The 21,609-nt window shown below is 66.3% G+C and carries 22 protein-coding genes and 1 pseudogene; 15 read left to right on the top strand and 8 right to left on the bottom strand.

All coding sequences use genetic code 11. The features are described from left to right. Positions 1-18: 18 nt before the first annotated feature. The 3 genes from yghX to ACXAD2_RS27630 all read left to right on the top strand — a co-directional run bounded on the left by yghX (position 19) and on the right by ACXAD2_RS27630 (position 2,073). Positions 19-912 carry a YghX family hydrolase gene (yghX, locus tag ACXAD2_RS27640; protein WP_475177907.1) on the top strand — a complete coding sequence of 298 codons (894 nt, stop codon included), beginning with the start codon at positions 19-21 and terminating at the stop codon, positions 910-912. A gap of 17 nt (positions 913-929) precedes the next feature. Further along, the gene (locus tag ACXAD2_RS27635) at positions 930-1,424 is read left to right on the top strand and encodes a cytochrome b (protein WP_475177905.1); all 495 of its coding nucleotides are present in this window, start codon (positions 930-932) and stop codon (positions 1,422-1,424) included. Between the two features lie 436 nt (positions 1,425-1,860). Next, positions 1,861-2,073, top strand: a complete 213-nt coding sequence (locus ACXAD2_RS27630) for a hypothetical protein (protein WP_475177903.1) — start codon at positions 1,861-1,863, stop codon at positions 2,071-2,073. Here the strand turns inward: ACXAD2_RS27630 and ACXAD2_RS27625 are convergent. The 3 genes from ACXAD2_RS27625 to ACXAD2_RS27615 all read right to left on the bottom strand — a co-directional run bounded on the left by ACXAD2_RS27625 (position 2,060) and on the right by ACXAD2_RS27615 (position 6,132). Next, a complete protein-coding gene (locus tag ACXAD2_RS27625; RefSeq protein ID WP_475177901.1) occupies positions 2,060-3,778 on the bottom strand; it encodes a tannase/feruloyl esterase family alpha/beta hydrolase in 1,719 nt (572 codons plus the stop codon). The genes ACXAD2_RS27630 and ACXAD2_RS27625 overlap by 14 nt on opposite strands. Before the next feature lie 43 nt (positions 3,779-3,821). Further along, entirely contained in the window at positions 3,822-5,348 is a 1,527-nt protein-coding gene (locus ACXAD2_RS27620) for an MDR family MFS transporter (protein ID WP_475177895.1), read from the bottom strand. Positions 5,349-5,457: 109 nt separating this feature from the next. Continuing rightward, entirely contained in the window at positions 5,458-6,132 is a 675-nt protein-coding gene (locus ACXAD2_RS27615) for a TetR/AcrR family transcriptional regulator (protein ID WP_475177893.1), read from the bottom strand. A 92-nt stretch (positions 6,133-6,224) separates the two neighbouring features. Between ACXAD2_RS27615 and ACXAD2_RS27610 the strand changes: the two genes are divergently transcribed. Continuing rightward, the gene (locus tag ACXAD2_RS27610) at positions 6,225-7,565 is read left to right on the top strand and encodes a hypothetical protein (RefSeq protein WP_475177892.1); all 1,341 of its coding nucleotides are present in this window, start codon (positions 6,225-6,227) and stop codon (positions 7,563-7,565) included. Between the two features lie 41 nt (positions 7,566-7,606). Beyond that, the gene (locus ACXAD2_RS27605; protein ID WP_475177886.1) at positions 7,607-8,353 is read left to right on the top strand and encodes a tetratricopeptide repeat protein; all 747 of its coding nucleotides are present in this window, start codon (positions 7,607-7,609) and stop codon (positions 8,351-8,353) included. A gap of 193 nt (positions 8,354-8,546) precedes the next feature. On the opposite strand, the gene ACXAD2_RS27600 is transcribed toward ACXAD2_RS27605, so the two are convergent. After that, entirely contained in the window at positions 8,547-8,873 is a 327-nt protein-coding gene (locus tag ACXAD2_RS27600) for a hypothetical protein (RefSeq protein ID WP_475177882.1), read from the bottom strand. 68 nt (positions 8,874-8,941) lie between these two features. Here ACXAD2_RS27600 and ACXAD2_RS27595 point away from each other — a divergent pair. From ACXAD2_RS27595 to ACXAD2_RS27550, 10 genes and pseudogenes are all read left to right on the top strand, one after another. After that, positions 8,942-9,097 (top strand): annotated as a pseudogene (locus tag ACXAD2_RS27595) (IS30 family transposase); the annotation flags it as partial. 618 nt (positions 9,098-9,715) lie between these two features. Beyond that, positions 9,716-10,882, top strand: coding sequence for an ABC transporter substrate-binding protein (locus tag ACXAD2_RS27590; protein ID WP_475177879.1), 1,167 nt, complete (start codon positions 9,716-9,718; stop codon positions 10,880-10,882). A gap of 66 nt (positions 10,883-10,948) precedes the next feature. Then, a complete protein-coding gene (locus ACXAD2_RS27585) occupies positions 10,949-11,809 on the top strand; it encodes a branched-chain amino acid ABC transporter permease (RefSeq protein WP_475177877.1) in 861 nt (286 codons plus the stop codon). A 2-nt stretch (positions 11,810-11,811) separates the two neighbouring features. Next, positions 11,812-12,768 carry a branched-chain amino acid ABC transporter permease gene (locus tag ACXAD2_RS27580; protein WP_475177874.1) on the top strand — a complete coding sequence of 319 codons (957 nt, stop codon included), beginning with the start codon at positions 11,812-11,814 and terminating at the stop codon, positions 12,766-12,768. Beyond that, positions 12,755-13,516, top strand: coding sequence for an ABC transporter ATP-binding protein (locus ACXAD2_RS27575; protein WP_475177872.1), 762 nt, complete (start codon positions 12,755-12,757; stop codon positions 13,514-13,516). Before ACXAD2_RS27580 ends, ACXAD2_RS27575 begins: the two co-directional genes overlap by 14 nt. Next, a complete protein-coding gene (locus ACXAD2_RS27570; protein ID WP_475177868.1) occupies positions 13,509-14,219 on the top strand; it encodes an ABC transporter ATP-binding protein in 711 nt (236 codons plus the stop codon). The genes ACXAD2_RS27575 and ACXAD2_RS27570 overlap by 8 nt, the downstream gene beginning before the upstream one ends. A gap of 15 nt (positions 14,220-14,234) precedes the next feature. Continuing rightward, positions 14,235-15,485, top strand: a complete 1,251-nt coding sequence (locus tag ACXAD2_RS27565) for a cytochrome P450 (protein WP_475177863.1) — start codon at positions 14,235-14,237, stop codon at positions 15,483-15,485. A 12-nt stretch (positions 15,486-15,497) separates the two neighbouring features. Then, positions 15,498-15,821: a 2Fe-2S iron-sulfur cluster-binding protein gene (locus ACXAD2_RS27560; RefSeq protein WP_475177860.1), complete on the top strand. Its 324-nt coding sequence runs from the start codon at positions 15,498-15,500 to the stop codon at positions 15,819-15,821. Then, positions 15,818-16,996 (top strand): NAD(P)/FAD-dependent oxidoreductase, encoded by a 1,179-nt coding sequence (locus ACXAD2_RS27555; protein ID WP_475177857.1) that lies wholly within the window; start codon positions 15,818-15,820, stop codon positions 16,994-16,996. Before ACXAD2_RS27560 ends, ACXAD2_RS27555 begins: the two co-directional genes overlap by 4 nt. A gap of 22 nt (positions 16,997-17,018) precedes the next feature. Next, positions 17,019-17,507 carry a MarR family winged helix-turn-helix transcriptional regulator gene (locus ACXAD2_RS27550; RefSeq protein ID WP_475177852.1) on the top strand — a complete coding sequence of 163 codons (489 nt, stop codon included), beginning with the start codon at positions 17,019-17,021 and terminating at the stop codon, positions 17,505-17,507. Positions 17,508-17,556: 49 nt separating this feature from the next. On the opposite strand, the gene ACXAD2_RS27545 is transcribed toward ACXAD2_RS27550, so the two are convergent. From ACXAD2_RS27545 to ACXAD2_RS27530, 4 genes are all read right to left on the bottom strand, one after another. Further along, positions 17,557-18,330 carry a cyclase family protein gene (locus tag ACXAD2_RS27545; RefSeq protein WP_475177847.1) on the bottom strand — a complete coding sequence of 258 codons (774 nt, stop codon included), beginning with the start codon at positions 18,328-18,330 and terminating at the stop codon, positions 17,557-17,559. After that, positions 18,327-19,298: a fumarylacetoacetate hydrolase family protein gene (locus ACXAD2_RS27540; protein WP_475177843.1), complete on the bottom strand. Its 972-nt coding sequence runs from the start codon at positions 19,296-19,298 to the stop codon at positions 18,327-18,329. The genes ACXAD2_RS27545 and ACXAD2_RS27540 overlap by 4 nt, the downstream gene beginning before the upstream one ends. Position 19,299: 1 nt before the next feature. Continuing rightward, positions 19,300-20,469 carry an alpha/beta hydrolase family protein gene (locus tag ACXAD2_RS27535; RefSeq protein WP_475177839.1) on the bottom strand — a complete coding sequence of 390 codons (1,170 nt, stop codon included), beginning with the start codon at positions 20,467-20,469 and terminating at the stop codon, positions 19,300-19,302. A 136-nt stretch (positions 20,470-20,605) separates the two neighbouring features. After that, positions 20,606-21,553, bottom strand: a complete 948-nt coding sequence (locus ACXAD2_RS27530; protein WP_475177837.1) for an MBL fold metallo-hydrolase — start codon at positions 21,551-21,553, stop codon at positions 20,606-20,608. Positions 21,554-21,609 lie beyond the last annotated feature (56 nt).

The raw sequence follows: 21,609 nt of genomic DNA, 5'->3' as shown, positions 1-21,609 counted from the left end.
GGAGAGGAGAGAAGACCCATGAACGAACAGACTCGGATGACCGCAAGAGACTTCAGCCCTGAGTTGCTGGAGCTCTACGATTTCTATGCCCACGGCATGATCACCAAGCGAGAATTTTTGGACCGTGCGGGCAAGTTCGCCATCGGCGGGCTGACCGCTGCGGCGATCCTGTCAATGATGAGCCCGAACTACGCGCTGGCCGAGCAGGTCAGCTTCAACGATCCGGACATCCTTGCCGAATGGATCACCTATCCATCGCCAAATGGCCATGGAGAGATGCGTGCTTATCTCGTCCGCCCCACCGGGGCGCAGACCGCGCCGGGTGTCGTGGTGGTGCATGAGAACCGCGAACTCAACCCCTACATTCAGGATGTGGCCCGTCGGCTGGCCAAGGCAGGGTTTGTCGCCATGGCCCCGGACGGCCTGAGCCCGGTCGGCGGCTATCCCGGCAACGACGAGGAGGGTCGCGCCCTGCAGCAGCAGGTGGACCCCGAAAAGCTGATGAACGACTTCTTCGCAGCGGTCGAATTCCTTATGGCGCATGACGACGTGACCGGAAAAGTCGGCATCACCGGATTCTGCTACGGAGGCGGCGTGTCAAACGCGGCGGCGGTGGCCTATCCCGAGCTTGGGGCCGCGGTGCCCTTCTACGGTCGTCAGCCGGATGCCGCTGACGTGCCGAAGATTCAAGCGCCGCTTCTACTGCACTACGGTGGCCTTGACGAGCGCGTAAATGCTGGCTGGCCAGCCTATGAAGAGGCGCTGAAAGCGAACGGCAAGACTTACAAGGCGCATATCTACGAGGGGGCGAACCACGGGTTCCACAACGACTCGACGCCGCGCTACGACGCAGAGGCGGCGGAGCTTGCGTGGTCGCGCACCATTGACTGGTTCAAGACCCATCTGACCTGACACGCAGGAGACCACACATGCACCTGAGCAACTCCGAGACTGCCAACTCATATTCGCGCATCCAAAAACTGCTGCACTGGAGCGTCGTTCTTCTTCTGGCACTTCAGTATCTTGTCTTTGATAGAATGGGAGGAGCATTCAACGCGATCTCGCGCGACGAGGCAGGCGCCTATACGCTGACCTCCGTAGCGCACATCGCGGTGGGCACGCTAGTGCTGTTGCTCATGGTGTGGCGTTTGACTTTGCGGCTTTCGCGCGGATCGCCAAAGCTCCCAGCAGCCGAGCCTGATTGGGCGAGTATGCTCGCCCGCACGGCGCACTGGCTTATGTATGCTCTGCTGTTTGCTCTTCCGGTATTAGGGCTTACTGCGTGGTTTCTCGGGGTCCCGGAGGCTGCGGCGTGGCACGAAATCGCCACGACGGTGCTTCTCTGGGTTGTTGGCCTTCACTTGGGTGGGGTCTTGGTGCACCAGCTGTGGTGGCGTACCGGGTTGCTCCGTCGAATGGTATGAGCGAGGGCGCATCTTTGATGCAATCGCCGTGGAGCGCGGCCAATGAGGTCGCGCTCCAATTCTGTGGCAAGTCTCTCTGTGCAGCACCTGCGCACGACTTGCCACGAGGCCAGCCAAGGTGGCTAGGACGCATGCGCTAAGTTTTACCCCAGATCGTTTCTCCGCAAGCTCCAAGAACAACCGATGGGCACCACATCTGCCGCGGTCAGTGCGTGGCGCATTGCGGCTTTTTCCGGGCGCCTGCCCAGCACGAGTAAAGGAACTGCCATGTCTTGGATTGAATTGTCGATGGAGTGCTTTTGTACTCCCGCTGCGGTCTTGGAGCCCCGGAAATTCGCTAAGATAACATGCATGGAGAAAGCGCGCTCCCGCGCAGCCCCCGATGCGATCATTGTGCGCCACGACCGGGGTTGAGGCGCACGGATTTTCGCAGTGTTTGGCCGAGACCGAGACGGCACAACAATTGCGTTCTTTTCGCCGCGTGGTCGGGAATGGGCGCATTTCCATCGAGGCCGCCGTCGGCAAAACCCCTGCCGATCAGCAGGAACGTATCAATATCCTCTCCGGCTGCGGCTGTGCTGGAGTTTGCGCCGAAGCTGCGGAGGGCGCGCCGCCCGCCCGCGCCGTTCTGCAGTTTACTCGTCGATGAACGGGTAGGCTCCGAAGAGGTCCGCCCCGGGCCAGTCGTGCAGCGCCACCACCTCGGCGGGCCCGCCCTTCGACCAGCTGCCGGCGTCGCTCACATCGCCGGTTCCGTCGTAGACCGCAACCGCAGGGTAGGGATAGACCGGGCGGGTCATGGGCACCTTCAGCGCGACTTCGGACGCGCCATGCGTGGGGGTGGCACTGTCCCCGGCGAAATCTGGTTGGCCGAAGCTGGAGCTGTCGCTCGCGCTGCTAGTCATAATCGCGTCGGGCGCCGAACCCTGCTCGACCCAGGCCATCGCGGCGCTCAGCAGATCGAGGTTACTCGGACCCGCGCCATTGCCGCAATGGGCGACGCCTGGCAGTAGGTAGAGCCGTTCGAAGCCGTCCACGGCCTCGGACCCCATCTGCGTGATCAGGCCCTGATGGTAGGCGAGGGTATTGGCTGGCGAAATATGCGGATCGGCGAGCCCGTGCCAGAGGATCAGCTTGCCGCCCGCGGCCTCGAAGCTCGAGAGATCGGTGTTGGTCGCGTCATAGAGCGGATGCCGGGGGCGCAGCGCGTCCAGCGTCTGCTCGGTGAAGGCGAAATCGGCGATCGTGGCGTCGGGGCGGGGGCTGTCGAAGGACAGGTAGCGGATCGCTGGCTCAGCGGCGCTTAAGCTCATCAGGTTGCCATCGGCCTGTTCGGCTACATAGACCCCGGCCCACTCCAGTTCAGAGCCGTAGAGCGGCTGGCCACCGGTGAGGCGGGCGCCGGTCTCGGGGTCGGTAGGGCCCTGATAGAAGCGCCGGGCGACCTCGGTCTCGTCGGGGGTGAGGCAGGCGGAAGTGTCGTCGGTCCCCTCGGCGCAGGTGAGCGCGGCGAGGTCGATGCTGCAAGTGGCAGGTTCCGCGACGAGTCCGTCGCTCGCGCCGTCGTTGCCGTCGCAGGCGGCGAGCACCGCGTCATGCAGCACCGGCAGCCGGTCCGCCAGTAGGATCACATTGCCTTCGGCATCGGTGTTCGAGGCGGCCTGCCAACCGTGGAAGAGCGTGTTCTGCACCTGGAATAGCTGTGCCGGCGCTCCGGCGATCACCCCGTCGAAATCCTCGGGGAAGCGCTGCGCCTCCATCAGTGCCTCGCGCCCCCCGTCCGAGCAGCCGTTGAAATAGGCGTAGGCCTCGGGCTGGCCGTAGAAGGCGGCGATCAGCGTCTTTGCGGTCTCGGCAGTCAGATGCTGGGCGCGATAGGCGAAATCGACGCGTTTCTGCGCATTGAGCCCCCAGCTGCCATCGTCGCCCCTGCCGCCGGTATGTCCCATGTCGGTGGCGGCCATGACGAAACCGCCGTCGTTCAGCACCTGACAGCCGTTCGAGGCGCCCGACCGCAGCGTGATCTGCCCGCAGAGCCCGCCACAGCCGACCTGCAAATAGCGCTGGGTCCAGGTCTCGGTGGGCAGCAGCAGCTGGAAATTGATCTCGGGCGCGAGCGTGCCCTCGACCGAGCAGACCGAGATGCCGTCCGAGGTGGTCTCGGCGGTTGACGTGATTGCGCTGCCCGCGCCGCCGATGCCGGTGAGATCGAGGCTCGCAAGGTCGGCGCAGCCCTGCACCGGGGCGACCACGTCCAGCTCGGCCAGTTCGGATTGCGCCGCGGCGCGCTGCGCCGGAAGCGTGAGGCAAAGCGCGGCGAGCAGGGCCGGCAGCGGAACTCGGGGATGTATCATGTCAGGGTCTTTCCTTCTTGGGGTCTCTGTCTTCGGAGCCTTGTCAGGCGGCGGCATCCTCGGCATCTGGCGCCGCCGCGGGCGGGTCGGTCATCTCAGTGCCGCGCAGCCGCGAGGCGAGGGTCAGCGCGCAGAGCATCACGATGCCGCCGATCAGGAAGCTGGCCGAGATCGCCTGGCGGAAGGCGTCGGCCACCTCGGCCTGCACCCCGGGCGCCAGCTTGGCGATCTCCATCATGCCGCCGTCGATCACCGCGCGCACGTCGATCCGGTCTCCTATGTTGGCGAGCTTGCTGCCCAGCAGTCCGGACATCACCCCGCCCGACACCGCGACGCCGAGCGCCCCGCCGAGCGAGCGGATGAAGGACATGCCCGAGGTCGCGGTGCCCATGGTGCCGCGCGGCACGGCGTTCTGCACGATGGCGACAGCATTGGGCATGGCCACCCCCATGCCAAGGCCGAGCACCGCCAGCGCGCCGAGGAAATAGGGAATGCTCGCTTGTTCAAGAGCCAGCAGCGCGAGGCAGCAGAGACCGGCGGCCTCGAGCGCGATGCCGGCGGTCATGAACAGCTTGGGCCGGCCCATCCTCGAAGATGCGCGTCCGCCGAGGACAGAGCTCAGCAGCATGGCGGTGATCTGCGGTAGCAGCATCAGCCCGGCCTGCGCCGGGTCGAGTCCGAGCACCAGCTGGAAGTAGAGCGGCAAGAAGACCATGGCGCTCATCATCGCGAAGGACATGCAGCCAGTGGTGACCGCGCCGATGGTGAAACTGGGGATGCGGAACAGCGCAAGGTTCATGATCGGCTCGGCGGCGCGGCGCTGGCGCCAGAGGAACAGCGCGAGCAGTACTATGGCCGTCAGTGCAAGGCCGAGCGCCGTGACCGAGACCCAAGGAAAGACCGAGCCGGCCCAGCTGGACAGCAGCAGCGTCGAGGTCGCGGTTGACGCCAGCAGCAGCGCGCCAAGGTAGTCGATGTTGCGGCGGCGGGTGCGCGGCTGCGCTTTCAGCCCGGCAAGGATCAGCCCGAGCGAGATCAGCCCGATTGGCACGTTGACGTAGAACACCCAGCGCCACGAGAGCGCCGTGGTCAGGCCGCCGCCAATGAGCGGCCCCGAGACGCTGGCAAAGGCGAAGGCCCCGGTGAAGAACCCCTGGTAGCGCATTCGCTCGCGGGGAGGCACCACGTCGGCGATCACCGTCTGCGTCAGCGTCATCAACCCGCCCGCGCCGACCCCCTGTAGCAGGCGAAAAGCGATGAGCTGGCCCATGGATTGCGCCAGCCCGCAGAGTGCCGAGGCCGAGATGAACAGCGCAATGCACCCCAGCAGGAAGCCGCGCCGCCCGTACATGTCGCTGAGCTTGCCGAAGATGGGCGTGGCGATGGTCGAGCTGAGCATGAAGGCGGTGACCACCCACGACAGGTGGGCAAGCCCGCCGAGATCGCTGGCCATACGGGGCAGGGCGGTATTGACGATGCTCTGATCGAGCGCGGCGAGCACCAGAGCCAGGATCAGCCCGGCGAAGATGATCTTGAACTCGCGCGGCCGCCGTTTTCCAGGCGCGGCCACGGGGCTTGGCGCCGCGGATGAGGGGGGCTCGGGTGTGGGAGGGGAGCTGTGTGACATGAGGGGTCCTACGCAGAGGCCTGCGCTTTCCGTCGGAAAGTCGTCGGGTTCTTCATTCTTGGGCGCCTCCGGCTGCCGCGGATCGGCAAAGTCCGCGCAGGACGATCCCGAGCCGCACCATGATGTCGTCCGCCTGCCGCTGCCGATCCACCGGATCCTTGCGCTGCCGGCGCGGCAGCATGGCGCCGAAGACCACGTCCATCAGCAGGCCGGCGAGCATCCGGCTCGGCAACGGCGGCAGCACGCCCTGCGCGACCTGTGCCTCGATCCAGTCCACCAGCAGCTCGCGCGAACGGATGATGCCGCTGTCGTAGAGCAGGGCATTCAGCTCGGGAAACAGCAGGCTCTCGCGGACGACGAAATTCATCAGCGCGTCACGCTCGTCCGCTTCGCGGGCCTCGAGGTCGAGCCGGAAGATGCGGCGCAGCGCGTCCAGCGGCGCAAGCGCCTCGCCATCGGGTCGGGGAAGCGCGAGGATTAGGTGACGACGCGAGACCAAGGCTTCGCACAGCAAATCGGACTTGTCGTCGAAGAGCCGGTAGAGGTCGCGCTTCGACATGCCGGCGCGGCGGGCGATGTCGGTGGTGGTCGATCGGGCGAAACCCTTTTCGATGAAGGCACTCATTGCCGCCCGCAGAATCCGCTCACGCCCGGCCTCGTCCGAGACCAGCCTGGGTCTTCCGCGGGCCGGCACCGCGGCGGAATCCTGCGCAGGATCAGTTGACATGGGGGTATCGCTTCATATTTATGGAACCTATGTAGTTCCAAAAATATGGGCAGGCAAGTGCGTCGCCCTGCTCGCGCAGAAAGGATGTTTCCATGACCATCGGACAGCCCACCCGCCGCACGTTTCTCCTTGGCCTCGGTGTGGCCGGGGCCATGGCCTCGGTTTCCGCCCCGGTCTTCGCGCAGGGCGCGGCCGCGGCCAAGGCGGCGGCGATCACCCGGGTCTATGGCGACGGGCTGCGTTTCGTGGCCGTGGCGGTGAGCTACCCGATGCCGATTACGGCGGACGCTCTATCGTCTGACGCGTTCAGTGTCGCGGGGCGTACGGTCACCGAGGTCTACCCCGCCACTTCCGAGGATCCCGCCGACCGGGCCGAGGCGGGGAGCGTGGTGATCGTCGCCCTCTCGCCCGATGACGCGGGCGCGACGCTGCTGGAAGAGGTCTCCCATGACGCCCCGGCGCCGGGGGATGATGCGGGCGGTGGCGGCGGACCGGGCAAGGCGGGCGATCCCGAGGAGGCCGGCAAGACCTGGCTGGAGCCCGAGGCTACGGTGGAGCAGGCCGAGATCGCGCTGCCGGAGGGCGGCAGTATAGCGGCCGAAAGCGTGGAGACCTCGGAGGTGATCAACCTCGTCGTCGACGATTTCCGGCAGCTCGAATGGACCGACCCTGAGACCGGCGATGTGCTGGCCTACAATCTCTATGTGCCGAAAGATTACGACCCGGCCCAATCCTACCCGCTGGTCAACTTCATGCATGATGCCGGGGCGACCAGTAGTAGTGTCCTGATGACCCTGAAGCAAGGGCTCGGGGCGATCTGCTGGGCTAGCCCCGAGGATCAGGCCAAGCGCCCCTGCTTCGTGCTCGCGCCGCAATTCGCCGAGATCATCGCCGATGACGCCTCGCAGACCTCCTCGATGCTCGACACCACGATCAACCTGATCAAGGCGTTGACTGAGCAGTACAGCATAGACCCGGCTCGGCGCTACACCACCGGCCAGTCCGGGGGCGGCATGATGTCGATCGCGATGAACATCAAGTATCCCGACTTCTTCGCCGCCTCCTTCCTGGTCGCGTGCCAGTGGGACGCATCGCTCGTCGCTCCCATTGCCGGCAACCGGCTGTTCATCGTGGTGAGCCAGGACGACAGCAAGGCCTTCCCCGGCCAGAACGCGATCACCGAGGCGCTGGAGGCCGATGGCACCGAGGTGGCGCGCGCCGTCTGGGATGCCAAGTGGAGCGCCGACCAGTTCCGCTTTGCCTTCGACGATCTCGACGCCGAGGGCGCCCGGGTCAATTTCGTGACCTTCGATGCGGGCAGCGTATTCGACGAGGGGGACGGGACAGACAGCGGCAGCGGCCACACAAACACCTGGCGCTACGCCTATACGATCGAACCGATCCGCGAATGGATCTTCCGGGCCGGCGCGTAATGCCGGCCCTCTTTCTCCGCCCCGGCAGGATAGGACAGCCGATGCTCCGCGCGCTTCTGATCTCCTCGCTTCTCGCGTTTGCTCCCGCTGCACTGACGGCGCAGCAGGCGGCCTCCGATCCGGTCCTCGCCGCGGCCAAGGGGGCAGGGGATGCCAGCGACGGGGCGCTGGCGCTGGCGCTTTACACCCAGGCCGCGGAAGAGGGCAAATCGCAGGCCTATGTTCAGCTTGCGCGGCTGAACCTTGAAGGTACGGACGGGCTCGTGCCGGACTATGCTGCCGGGCTCGACTGGGCGCAGAAGGGGGCGGATGCGGGTGAAAGCCAGGGGTACCTTTACCTCGGCAAGATCTGGATGGAAGGGCTGGGTGTCGAGACCGACCTCGACAAGGCGCTGAGCTGCTTCCAACAAGCCGAGGCTGCGGGAGATCGCAAGGCAGCGCGCTATCTCGGGCTGATCGCGCTCGAGCAGGGCAAGGCCGAGGCGGCGGCGCAATGGTTCGGCGAGGGCGCCGAGGCGGGGGACATCACCAGCCAGTATTACCTCGGTCGGGCCTACGAGCGGGGCGAGGGCGTGGCGCAGGATTTCGCCGCAGCGATGACCTGGTACGAAACCTCCGCCAAGCGCGGCGACATCATCGCCTCGGAAGGTATGGTCGGTATGGCCAGGCTCTACGAGCGCGGCGCGGGCGTCCAGGTGGACCTCGACAAGGCGATCACGCTCTACACGCAGGCGTCGGAGTTGGGCAATACGGATGCGCAAGCGGCTCTCGACCGACTGCAGGGCTGAGACGGGGCTAATCGCGCGCCTTCGCGAACAGCTCCAGCGTTGCGCCGCGGATGCGCGTGAGGCGCTGCACCGGGAGCTCGCCTTCGCGCCGGCAGGTGGAGAGGACGGGCGCCGGGGTCTTGGTGGGAAACACCAACACGGCACGCAGGCCCCGGGTGTCCGCCGCTTCGGGAAGTGTCGCAAGCGATCCGGGCTAGCGCGACGGGTCGTTCTTGTAGGGCGCGGCGATGACCTGCCTAGCGCCGAGCTCGGTACCGGTGTCGAGGAACGGCAGGGTCCTCAACCAGATCAGATTCGGGGGCAACCGAAGGAACTCGATGGCGGCAACCTCGGGGCCGGTGTCCCGTAGTTCATGGCGGGTCTCTATCAGCTCGTCCCGGCTGAAGGCTCGGGCTCTCGTGCGTCGCGCGCTGCGGTACAGCCTGACGCCGTCGAGCGCCGCCTCGCCCGCGGAGCGGATCAGCGCCGGCGGCGCTAGGTCGATGGCGGTCAGATGTGTGACGCTCAGCTTGCGGCTCATGCGCCGCACTCCGCGGCGTCGCGCCCGGCGATGAAGCCGAAGCTCATCGCGGGGCCGCGGTTGATGCCGCCCGCCGGATCCTACCCCGCGACACGCCAATCGCTTCGCTTTCGAGACCCCAGATGAAGCAGATCAGCGAGAGATTGAATGCGACACCGCGAAAATGCCTCGGCTGGAGAACCCCGGCAGAAGCCTTCATAGAGGAAATGGCGAAACTGAGATAGCGGAGCCTGTCGCAACGACCCTTGAGTTCTCACGAATGGGACCAAGGGCCCGGAAGCCAACATCGGTGGCGCACGACGCCGACTTGCCTCGCTGGCTTGTCTGGGTCAACTGCTGAGGCCACACTCAGCCCTCATCCCCTGCTGTCGCTCGCGGCGGAGATCGGCCGCATGCGAAGCTACATATAAGCTTCGCGCCATCGGTTTCAGTGCTCAATTCCCATCAAACGATCCTAGCGGCATTTGCGGCAGATGATCGCGCAACAATCGGGCAGCGGCAGCATCCCGGCCGACGTCGAGCGCAAGGTCGCTTGCGTTTCCTATTTTGGCGGACCCCAGAGAGGAGCACGGCGAGTAAGATTGTTCCTCCCAAACATGAATTGTTGACACATCAACTCAAAGCGGGCAGGCTTCCTTTAGTTGATGAATCAACTGCGACGCTGAGGAGAGCGTCACTCAGGAGAAAATACAACTATTTGCAAAGGTGACGCCGGCACGCTGGGTCGGCGAAGCCAAAGCTATGGCCCGATCAATGGCCAGCGCCGCGCGAAGCGGCACCAGCACCCGCCTCGGAGGAGGGGCGGAACGCGTCCGCAAGCGGCGCACCAATGGGAGGAAATCATGACCAAACGCAATATCCTGACCGCCATCGCGGCGGTCGGCGTGCTCGGTGCGGCCAGCGCCTCGGCGGATGAGATCAAGGTGGGGGTCATCGCGCCCTTCTCCGGGCCCTTCGCGCAATACGGCGTGCAGTACCAGCAGGCGATCGAGGCCTACCAGGCGCAGCATGGCACCGCGGCCGGCGAGCACGAGATCAGCTTCATTTACAAAGACGTTGGCGGCGTGAACCCCGATCAGTCCCGCGCCCTGGCGCAGGAGCTGCTGATCCGCGACCGGGTCGACTATCTCGCGGGGTTCACCTTCACCCCGAACGCGCTGGCGGTTGGCCCGGTGATCACCCAGTCGGAAACTCCGACGGTGATCTTCAACGCCGCCACCTCGGCGATCAACCGCGAAAGCCCCTTTTACCTGCGCACCAGCTACACGCTTCCGCAGGTTTCCATTCCCGCCGCGGAATGGGCCTATGATCAGGGCATCCGCTCCGTGGTCACCACGGTCAGTGACTACGGTCCCGGCATCGATGCCGAGACTTCGTTCAAGCAGGCCTTCGAGGCCAAGGGCGGCACGGTCACCGACAGCGTCCGCATGCCGCTCTCGACCACCGATTTCACCCCGATCCTGCAGCGGGTGAAGGACGAGGCGCCGGATGCGGTCTTCACCTTCCTGCCGGGCGGGCCGCCGACCTTCTCCTACACCAAGACCTACAACGAAAACGGGCTGCGTGAGGCCGGGATTGCCTTCCTCGGCACAGCCGAGACCGAGGAGACCAACCTGCAGGGGCTCGGCGACATGGCCGTGGGCCTGCAGACCGCCTATCATTACTCGCCCGCGCATGACAGCGAGGCAAACCGCGCCTTTCTGGCCGCGCTGACCGAGCTGCATCCCGATGCCGTGGCCAACTGGGCCTCGGTCGGAGCCTACGACGGGGTGCACCTGATCTACGAGATGGTGGGCGCAGCGGGTTCTGACGGGCCGGCGGCGGTCGAGGCGGCGCTTGGCCTCAAGTGGGAGAGCCCGCGCGGCCCGCTCGAGATGGACCCCGAGACCCGCACCGTGATCCAGAACGTCTATATCCGCGAGGTCGCCCGTAACGCCGAGAGCGGCTTGCTGGAGAACGTCGAGACCGGCGTCATCGCCACCGTCGGCGACCTCGGCTGGACCAAGTGACCGACCAGTGACTGGCAGGACGGGCCGCCACGCGCGGGCCCGTCTCACCGAACCACGGGACACACCATGAACCTACTTCTCAATATTGCGGTCGACGGCATCGCCTATGGCATGATCCTTTTCATGATCGCTGTTGGCCTGTCGGTGACCATGGGGCTGATGCGGGTGGTGAACCTCGCCCATGGCGGCTTTGCGCTGATCGGCGGCGCGCTGGCGCATTGGTTGGGCACCGGGCTGGGGCTGCCCTTCGGCCTCGCGCTGCTGCTCGCCGTCGCGGGAACCATCGTCATCGCCATGCCGCTTGAGCGGCTCGTCTACCGCCGCATCTACGGCTTCGGCGAACTGCAGCAGGTGCTGGCCACCATTGGGCTCACCTTCCTGATGATCGCCTCGGTGAACCTGCTGCTGGGGTCGTCGCTGCTGGCGATCCCGCTGCCAGAGGCACTGAGCCGTTCGGTCGACCTTGGCTTCCGCCAGCTGACCGCGCACCGCGCGGCGGTGATCGCGGTGGGGGCGCTTGTGATCCTCGGCCTCTGGGCGCTGCTCGACCGCACCCGTTTCGGCATCCGGCTGCGCGCTGCCGTCGACAACCGCGACACCGCCTCTGCGCTGGGGATCGACACCGGCCGCATCTACATGCTGACCTTCGCGCTTGGCGCGGGGCTGGCGGCGCTCGGGGGGATCCTCGGGGCGGAACTGCTGCCCATCGATGCCTATTATCCGCTGCGCTACATGGTGCTCTTCCTGATCGTCGTGGCAATCGGCGGGCTGGGCTCGATCCTCGGCTCCTTTGTCGCGGCGCTGGCCATTGGCCTGATCGAGACCACCAGCCGCTACCTAGTGCCTGACATGGCGACGATCACCTTCTTCGGGATCGTCATCCTCTTTCTGGCGCTGCGCCCGCGCGGCCTGATGGGGAGGGCGTGAGCATGGCGGTCCGTTTCCTTCCACCGCTGCTGATGCTGCTCGCAGCCGTCGCGGCCTATTTCCTGTTTCCCTACAACCTCGCCTTCCTGACCCGCATCGTGATCATGGTTGTGCTGGTGCTGTCGCTCGACCTGGTGCTCGGCTTTGCCGGCATCGCGACGCTTGGGCAGGCCGCCATTTACGGGGCGGGGGCCTATGCAGCAGGGCTCTTCGCGATCCACGTCTGGGCCGACCCCGTGGCGGGGCTGGTGGCGGGCGCGCTCGCCGGGGCAGTGCTGGCGGCGCTTTCGGGCGCGGTGCTGATGCGCACGCAGGGGCTGACGCTGATCATGCTGACCATCGCCGTGGCGCAGATCTGCGCAGAGATCGCCAACCGGGCACGCGATGTGACCGGTGGCGCGGATGGCCTGCGCGGCATTCGGCCCGGCAAGGTGCTGGGGGTCTGGGAGTTCGACTTCATCGGGATCACCGGCTACTGGTACGCGCTGGCCGTCATGCTGCTGGTCTTTGCCGTGCTGGCGATCATCGGGCGCTCGCCTTTCGGCCTGTCTCTGCGCGGCATCCATGAAAGTCCCGCGCGGATGGAGGCCATTGGCGTCTCGGTCTACCGCCGCAGGCTCGCGGCCTACACACTGGGTGGCGGCATTGCCGGGATCGCTGGCGCGCTAACCGCGCAGATCACCCAGCTTGTCAGCCTCGAGACCTTCTCCTTCTCGCTCTCGGCCGAGGCGCTGATCATGCTGATCCTCGGCGGCACCGGGCGGCTCTACGGCGCGGTGCTGGGCACGGTGATCTTCATGGCGGTGCATCATGTCGCTGCCGCGAACGATCCGTTCAACTGGCTCTTCGTCATCGGTGCGCTGGTGCTGGCGGTGGTCTTCTTCCTGCCCGCCGGGATCGCGCATCTGCCGACCAGCCTGAAACGTCTGAGCAAGGGAGGCCGCCATGCTGGATCGTGATATCTCGGGCCTTGAAGTTCGGGGCCTCTCCAAGCACTTCGGCGGGCTGGTGGTGTCCGAGGACATCGACTTCGACCTGCCGCCCGGCGCGCGCAAGGCCCTCATCGGCCCCAATGGCGCGGGCAAGAGCACCTTCGCCAACCTCGTCACCGGCATTCTTGCGCCGACAGGCGGCACCATCCGCTTCGACGGGCAGGACATCGCGGCGCTGAACGAGGCGCAGCGGGTCAAGCGGGGCATCGCCAAGACGTTCCAGATCACGACGCTCTTCCCGCGCCTCACGGTGCGCGAGAACCTGCGCCTGCCGGTGCTGGAACGCGAGGGGCTGGGAGGGCGCATGTTCCGTCGCGCCAGCGGCACCGCGGAGATCGAGGCCGAGGTGGCGGCGCTGATCGACCAGTTCGACCTTGGCCCGCTGGCGGACAGGCCGGTGCTCGATCTGGCCTATGGTCAACAGCGGCTCGTCGAGATGGCGCTGAGCCTCGCGCTGAAGCCGCGGCTGCTGATCCTTGACGAGCCCGCAGCCGGCGTGCCGTCAAGCGAGACGCATCTGATCATCGAGGCGATCGAGCGTCTGCCCGACGATCTTGCCGTGCTGGTGATCGAGCATGACATGGATCTCGTGTTCCGCGTCGCCCGCTCGATTGTCGTGCTGGTGCAGGGGCGCATCCTCACCGAGGGCACGCCACAGGAGATCGCCACCAACGCGCATGTGCGCGAGCTGTATCTCGGAGGGGCACATGGCTGACAAGGTTCTGGAGCTCAGGAAGGTCACCGCGGGCTACGGCCCCACCCACGTGCTGCGCGACATCACGCTGTCCGTCGCGCCGGGCGAACGGCTGGCAGTGATCGGGCGAAACGGCGCGGGCAAGACGACACTGCTGAGCACGATCATGGGGCTGACCCGGATGCATGGCGGCAGCGTTCATTACGGCGGGCGAGAGATCGACCGGCTCGCGCCCTACCGGCGCAACGCGCTCGGGCTCGGGCTGGTGCCGCAGACGCGCGACATCTTTCCCTCGCTCACCGTCGAGGAGAATCTGCTGTCCTGCCTGCGCGGCGATGCCTCGCTCGAAGAGGCCTATGCGCTGTTTCCGCGCCTCAAGGAACGCCGGAAGAACGGCGGCACGCAGCTTTCGGGCGGCGAGCAGCAGATGCTTTCGATCGCACGCACGCTGATGACCCGCCCCGATGTGTTGCTGCTCGACGAGCCGCTCGAGGGGCTTGCCCCGGTGATCTGCGAGCAGCTGATGGCAGTCTTCGAGGAGCTGGCGAAAGACGGCAGCCGCGCCGTGGTTCTGGTCGAACAACATGCTGAGGCGGCGCTCGCCTTCGCCACCCGTGCCGTGCTGATGGCCAATGGCGCAATCGTACACGAAGGGCCCGCCGCGGCGCTGCGACGGGATGCGGAGCTTTTGCACCGCCACGTCGGCGTCGCGATGAGCGCCTGATCCGAGGAGACCCCCATGACAACTTCCACGACGACGTCCACCATGGCCCTCATCGAGGGGCACAAACCGATCATCTCCGCCAGCGGCATCCCGGTCTGGGACGTGGATCCCTATGGTGTCGATCTGCTGCGCGATCCTTCGGCCTATTACGCCAAGCTGCGCGAACTGGGCGAGGTGGTCTACATCCCGCGCTACAGCGTTCTGGCGGTGGGTCGCTACGAGATCACCCGCAAGGTGTTCAGCGACCACGAGAACTTCCTCTCGTCGCGCGGCGTCGGGCTCAACGATTTCAAGCTCGAGGATCCCTGGCGGCCGCCGTCGATCATCCTTGAGGTGGACCAGCCCGAGCACACCCGCACGCGCAAGGTCATGTCCCGCGCGCTTTCGCCCAAGGTGGTGAAGGGCTTTGCCGATCTCTTCCGCGAGACGGCCGATACGCTGGTCGATCAGCTTCTCGCGAAGGGCACCATCGAGGCGGTCACCGATCTGGCCGAGGCCTTCCCGACCACCGTCTTCCCCAAGGCCGTGGGTATGAAGGACGTGAACCCGCGCCACCTCGTCGACTACGGCGCCATGGTGTTCAACGCCGTTGGCCCCGACAATGCGCTGCGCCGCGAGGCGATGAGCCACGCCGGAGAGATCGTGCCCTGGATCAACGCCGCCTGCACACGTGACCGGCTGACCGAAGACGGTCTCGGTGCGATGGTCTACGCCTCGGCGGATGACGGCACGCTGACCGAGGCCGAGGCGGGGATGCTGGTGCGCTCCTTCCTTTCGGCGGGGGTCGATACCACGGTGACCGGCATCGGCAACGCGCTCTGGTGCCTGTCGCAGAACCCCCATCAATGGCAGGCGCTGAAGCGCGATCCGTCGCTGATCCGCCCGGCCTTCGAAGAGGTGCTGCGCTACACATCGCCGGTGCATACCTTTGGTCGCACCGCTGGCGGCGCGACCGAGATCGCGGGCTTCCCCGTCGAAGAGGGCACCAAGGTGCTCTGTGTTCTGGGGGCGGCCAATATGGATCCTGACAAATGGGGCGATCCCGAAGTCTTCCGCATCGACCGCAAGCCCGTCGGCCATGTCGCCTTCGGCGCGGGCATTCATGGCTGCGTCGGCCAAAACATCGCGCGCGGCGAGCTCGAGGCAGTGCTGGGCGCGCTGATCGAGAAGGTCGACCGCATCGAGCCTGCCGGCAATGCCGTCTGGCGTCCGGGCAACGCCATTCGGGCGCTCGACCGCCTGCCCATCACGCTTATTCCGAACTGAGGAGACCCTCCCATGGTCAAGGTAACTTACGTCGCCCACGACGGCACACGCACCGAACTCGACGGCGATCAGGGGGACAGCGTCATGAGCCTCGCCATCGCACAGGGGATCGACGGCATCGTCGGGGAATGCGGCGGCTCGATGATGTGTGCCACTTGCCACTGCTATGTCGATGAGGACTGGGCCGAGGCGACGGGCCCGCGCATGGATGGCGAGGAAGACATGCTCGAAAGCGCCGCCTGCGAGGTCACCGAGCGCTCTCGCCTGTCGTGCCAGATCAAGCTGACCGAGGCGCTGGACGGGCTGGTGGTGCACCTGCCGGAGGAACAGATATGAGCAGCGGCCACGTCGTCATCGTCGGGGCGGGGCAGGGCGGGCTTCAGGCCGCCATGTCGCTGCGGCAGGAGGGGCACGAAGGCCCGATCACCCTCATCGGCGGCGAGCCGGGGCTGCCCTACCAGCGCCCGCCGCTGTCGAAGGCCTATCTGAAGACCGGCGAGGCCGACAAGCTGGCGCTCCGCCCCGAGAGCTTCTTCGAGAGCAAGGCGATCACGCTGCGTCCGGGCACTTGGGTGGATGCCATCGACCGCGCGGCGCAGCAGATCCGCATCGGCTCCGAGGCGCTGGACTACGACACGCTGATCCTTGCCACCGGCACGCGCAACCTGCGCCCGCCTATCCCGGGCGTCGAGCGCGCGCTCGACCTGCGCACACTTGAGGACGCCCGCACTCTACGTGCCGCGCTTGACGAACCGCGCCGGATCGCGGTGATCGGCGGCGGCTTCATCGGGCTTGAGTTCGCCGCCGTCGCCGCAGGGCTCGGCCACCATGTGAGCGTCGCCGAGGCCGCGCCCCGGCTCATGGCCCGCGCTGTCTCGCCCGAGATGTCCGAGCGGTTTCGCGCGCTGCACGAGGGGCTCGGCACCGAGTTGCATCTTGGCAATGGCGTCACCGAGGTCAGCGAGCGTGGCCTTCTCCTTGCCGATGGCACGGAGGTGACCGCCGATCTCGTTCTGCTCGCCGCCGGGGTGCGGCCGAATGTTGAGCTGACACAGGAGGCCGGGCTCGCGGTGGACAATGGCATCGTCGTCGATGCCGCGCTGCGTACCTCCGATCCGCATATCTTCGCGCTTGGCGATTGCGCGGCCTTCCCCGAGGCGGCCAGCGGTCTGAAGGTGCGGCTGGAGTCGGTGCAGGCGGCGACCGATCACGCCCGATCCATCGCGAAGACCATCGTGAAGGGCGAAGCGGCACCCTATGTCGCCGTGCCATGGTTCTGGTCCGACCAACATGATTTCAAGCTGCAGATCGCCGGGCTGGCGGCACCGACCGACGAGAGCGTCGCGCTCGACGACGGCGCTGTGCTGCGCTTCCGCGGCGACCGGCTGACCGCGGTCGAAACGATCAACAATGCCAAGATACACATGAAGGCGCGGCTTCTTCTGGGCGGCGACGCGGTGCCTGCCCGTGACACTCTGCTGCAAAGGAATTATGACCTGACAGCCGCATAAGCAAAAGAAGGGCTGCCGCACCGTGACAGATCAGCCGACGGACCGCATCTCGAGCCCGACCCGCATGCGGGCCGGGATTCGCATCCTCGACATCGACCATTATGCGCCCTTCCTGCTCAACGCCGTCAGCAGCGCATGGCAACGGCAGACCTCGGCCATCTACCGGCGCGATTTCGACCTCGGGATCGTCGACTGGCGGGTGATGGCGATGCTCAACATCGAGCCAGAGATCACCGCCAATCGCATCTGCGAGGTGATCCGCGTCGACAAGGCCGCAGCCAGTCGGTCGCTGAAGCTTTTGGAGGCGCAGGGGCTTGCGGCCTACGAAGCTTCGAACAGCGATCCGCGGCGGCGCAGTTGGTGGCTGACCGAAGCGGGGCAGGAAGTTCATGCAGAGATCCTCGCTATCGCGCTCGACTGCGAGGCGCTGATGCTGCAGGACATTCTGCCCGAAGATCTGGAGACCTTTCTTCGCGTCATGCGGATGATGCTGAAGAACCTCGACAAATGAAAAGGCCGGCGCTTCCCTGAAGCGCCGGCCTTCCCGGGAGGCGCGAACCTCAGTCCGCGAGTAGAGCCACCGGTCGGCACCAGCCGGCCGAGCCGCGGTCGACCTTGACCGGGAAGCAGATCACCTCGAAGCCGGTGTCTGGCAGCTGATCGAGGTTGGCGAGCTTTTCCATGTGGCAGTAGACCGTCTCGGCCCCGGCCTTGTGGCCTTCCCAGAAGAGCTCCCATTGGCCGGTCGCCTTCGCCTTCTCGGCGACGGCCTTCAGCGGCGCGTCCCAGCTCCACGCGTCAGTGCCGCAGACCTTCATGCCGCGCTCGGCCAGCCAGAGTGTCGCCTCGCGGCCAATGCCGCAGCCCGCCGCCACGTAGCCGGGTTGCCCGTAGAGCGCACCGGCACGGGTGTTGACCAGCACGATGTCGCCCGGTTTCAGATCATGGCCGATCCGGGCGAACTCCGCCTCCATCTCGGCGGCGGTGACCACATGTCCGTCAGGCACCTCGCGGAAGTCGAGCTTCACGCCCGGCCCAATACACCACTCCAGCGGCACCTCGTCGATGGTGATGGCGCGCTCGCCCTTGTTCATCGTCGGGTGATAGTGCCACGGCGCGTCGAGATGCGTGCCGTTGTGGGTGGTCAGAGTGAGGCGTTCCGCCGCTGCGCCGGCACCGTCAAGCTGGTGCTCCACGGGAATGCCGAACATCTGTTCGTATTCGTGCGCGCCGCCCTCGTGCTCCATGTAGTCGATCTTGGGACCCATGCCCGGCGGGTCGGCGGGCACCTCGTCCGTCAGCGTGACCGAAAGGTCGATGATCCTGCGGCTCATGTGCAGCCTCCCTTGATGACCTGCTGGTCGATGGCGCCGAAGAGCGGTGCGTGATCGCGGCCGCGGCATTCCATGAACACCCGATCGCCGAAGCCCATGTAGGGCGTGCGCGGCGCGCCCTCGTCGAGCAACTCGATCGCCCGGCGTTCGGCGAGGCAGGACGAACCCACCTCGCGGAATTTCTTGTTCGACACAGTACCCGACCCCAGAACCGTTCCCGCCGCCAGGTCGCGCGACCGCGCGGCATGGGCGAGCAGCTGATCGAAGCCATAGCTCATCGGGTAGCCCTCGGCGTTTCCGAAGGGCTCGGCATTGAGCTCGACCCGCAGGGGCAGGTCAACTCGGGCGTCGCGCCAGGCACGGCCCAGCTCATCTGGTGTCAGCGCAACGGGAGCGACAGCGCAAGCGGGCTTGGCCTGCAACCAGCCGAAGCCGGTCTTCATCTCGACCGGTGCGATGGCGCGCAGCGACCAGTCGTTGATTTGCACCACCAGCCGGATGCGCGCCGCGGCCTCGCTTGGAGTGCTGCCCATGGGAACATGGTCGCAGATCACCCCGAACTCGCCCTCGAAGTCGATGCCGTCCTCCTCGGAGGGCAGCGGCACGTCTTGCGTGGCGGCAAGAAAGCGGTCCGACATGCCCTGGTACATCAGCGGCCGTCCCGGCGGGTTTGGGTCGAGCCCGAAGACCTTCTGCATGAGCTCGCCATGACTGTCATAGGCCGAGCCGTCGAGCCATTGCCAGGCGCGGGGCAGGGGGGCGAGGGCGCGCTCGGGATCGAAGGGTGCGCCGCCGCCCGCGTTCAGCGCGGCGTATTGGTTTTCGAGAGCCGGGGCGAAGGCGTTCCAATCCTCCATCAGGAGGCGCAGGCTCTGCACCGCGATGGCCGGAGTGCAGCGCGTGTTGTCGCGGGAGACGAGGTGCAGCCGTCCGTCGGGGCTGCCGTCGGCAAGCGTGGCGAAGCGCATCTCAGCCCTCCGCGCACAGCCGGCCGCCAAGCGTCTCGGCGAACCAGTCGGCGATGAAGTTCCGCCCGTATGTCATGTTGTCGGCGCCCACGTGCTCCACCCCGCCCTCGCGGTCGGTGAAGATCTTCAGCTCGCGGCGCGGGGAATTGACGAGCTGGTCGTAGGACTGATGCGCGTAGTCGAGTGCGATCTGCCGGTCGTTCGCGCCATGGGTGACGAGGAAGGGCACCTTGATCTTCTCCATTTGCCCGTCGAGACAGAAGCCCTCGGCTTTCGCGAGGAACTCATCCATGTCCTTCGCGCCGAAGACCCACATGACGTGGTTCCAGTAGTGCGGCACCGGGTTCTCGCCTTCGCGCTTGAGGCGCTTCTGCTGCACCTCGGCCCAGTTGTGGTTGGCGCCCCAGACCGCGCCCGAGGCAAAGCGCGGTTCGTTGGCGCAGACGCGCGGCGCGTAGTAGCCGCCGAGCGAGATGCCGGTGATGCCGATGCGGGCCGCGTCCACGTCCTCGCGCGCGGCGAGCCATTCGTAGACCGGGGTGCCCCAGGCCTCGCTGTCGAAATGCGCGGGCATGTCCTGCAGGCGCAGGCTCTCGCCGGTGCCGGGCTGGTCGACGCAGAGCGTGGCGATGCCGCGCTTGGCCAGCTCATGCGGCAGGTAGGACCAGTAGAGCAGCTCCTTGCAGCTATCGAGACCGTTCAGGTAGACCACCGCCGGGGCCGGGCCTTCCACGCCCTGCGCCGGGGTGTAGAGCACTGGGATCACCTTGTCGCCATACGGGATCTCGAAGCGGCGCACGGTCTCGCCGGAATACTCGGTGCCCTTGAGGAAATTCGCGAGTCCCTTGCGGTAGGTCACCATCCGCTCGGGGTCGCCCTGGTCCTGCATCCGCTCGGCGAGGATGTAGTAGAGCGCCGCGCGCTTGAGCTTGTCGCCGGCCGAGAAGAGCTTGCCCTGGGCCTCTTCCTCGGTGGCGATCTCGGTTAGCTTACCGGCGACGCGCACCCATTCGACCATGAAGTCGCGAGTGCCTGCGTCCTCGCCGTTCTTCGCCTTCTCCAGCAGCGGCTGGCACATGTCCATGATCTCGCCAATCTCGGCACCCGAGGCGAGCGCGATTGAGACCGTCAGGTTCCAGACGTAGTTGGGGAAATAGTTGAACATCGCCATGGGAAGGCTCCTTGGATCGTCGGGGGATGTGCCGGGGCGCGTGGCCCTGGGGCGGAGGGGTAATCGGCCTTGGCCCATTCGAAAAATGGAAAGGCATGATCGCGGGCATTCATGCGCTGAATGCCTGGGGGAGGTATCAGTAGTCCTGAAGGTCCTCGGCGATGGCGACCTCGCCGCCGTAGATGGCCGAGATCTGCTCCGCCCAGCCTTGGGTCATCTTGGGGGTGACGCGCGCCCCGGCGGCGATATGGGTCGCCACGACCTTGCCTACGTCCGCCGCGACGGCCATGCGGCCGATCTCCTCGGGGGTGACATGGTGCGCAGAGAGGTGCTGCTCGATCTCGCCGACGAGGTGCTCGGGCGCGGTCTTACGAACTGTGTCCATGATCGACGGCAGGTCGATCAGTTCCGAGACCAATAGGTCCGCGCCCTGCGCCAGCGCGATCACCGCGTCGGACCAGCCAGTGTCGCCGGTGTAGACGATGGTGCGGTCGGGCGTCTCGAAGCGGAACGAAAGGGACTCGTATTTGGCGTCGAGGTCGCTGCCATGGGCAAAGCTGTAGTGGGTGTTCTTGGCGGTGGTCACGGTGACATCGCCAAGGGTGAAGGTCTCGCCGCCCCGGATCTCCTGTACCTGCACGAGTTCGTCGGCAGTCATGATCGTCGCATCGGCCATGCCGTAGGCGGCCTCCATCGCCGGGCCCATGCCCTCGATCATGCCGTCGATCAGCGCCTTGGTACCCGGCGGTCCGTAGATCATCACCGGCTTGGCAGGGTTGGTCTGGAAGCGCTGGCCGAGCACGGCCAGCAGCCCGCCGGCATGGTCGAAATGCAGGTGGCTGAGCAGCACGTCGTCGACGCCGCCCATGCGCACACGTTTCGCGGCGAGACGGATCGACAGGCCGTCGCCGGCGTCGATCACGATGTTGCGGCCATTGACCTGCAGCAGGTTGGCGGGCTGCGAGCGGTCGGGACGGGCGATCGGGCCGCCGCCGCTGCCGAGCACGGTGAAGGTGGTCTCGGCCGCCGCGGGCAGCGCGGTCAGCGCGGCAAGGGCCAGCGCGGTTGCGGTACGTTTGATCATGATTGGATCTCCTCCTCAGTCTCGGGCCCGCCAAGGCGGCAGGCCCTCTTGGTCTT

This window comes from Salipiger sp. ABN3_019, from assembly GCF_056158605.1.
The sequence above is the reverse complement of the archived record's forward strand: the minus strand, read 5'-3'. Positions and strand labels throughout refer to the sequence as shown.